At 59.9% G+C, this 556-nt stretch carries 1 protein-coding gene; it reads right to left on the bottom strand.

Annotated features, from left to right (window positions below; genetic code table 11):
- Positions 1–556, bottom strand: a 556-nt coding sequence (locus ACXJ7R_RS36000) for a hypothetical protein (RefSeq protein WP_457155925.1), incomplete at both ends; no start/stop codon positions are given.

Here is a 556-nt window from a genome sequence, read left to right as displayed (position 1 = left end):
CCATTGGGGTTCGCGGCTCCACGGCAGTTGCTCGCGCGAAAAGAAGACGGTGAGCAGTCCGTTCGTCTCGGCAAGCAGCACCCGCATATGGCCATCGAACGGATTTTCTTCCCACTTCGAACCGGCTCCTGCCTCGTCGAAGACACGCTCGTACTCGTCGACGAACAGCACGAAACGCTCAACCGGATTTTCGCGAAGATGCGCGTTCAGATCCTGCGCCAGCATCCAGGGAAGAAGCCGGGATAGCTCATATGGCTTTTTGAGTTCGCCACCATCGTAAAGCTCCTTCAAGGCTTCCTTGGTTTTTTCCAGATAGAAGCGTTTGCCCTTTTCGATCGACCAGTTGCCGATGCGCTTCAGCGCGAAGCCGATACCGGGAATGCTGCCGACGAGCTCGCCGGCCGCGTCCTTGACGGCATCGCTGGAGAGCAGGTCCTTCACGGCGGATGCCGTCTCATCCACGCCGAATTTTCCGGCTGCGGTGGCCCGGCTCAGCCATTGCCTGGTGAAGACCGGTAATGGCTCGTCGCCCCGTGTGGCCTCCCAGGCAATGGCG

This window comes from Mesorhizobium sp. P5_C1 (genome assembly GCF_054049815.1).
The sequence above is the reverse complement of the archived record's forward strand: the minus strand, read 5'-3'. Positions and strand labels throughout refer to the sequence as shown.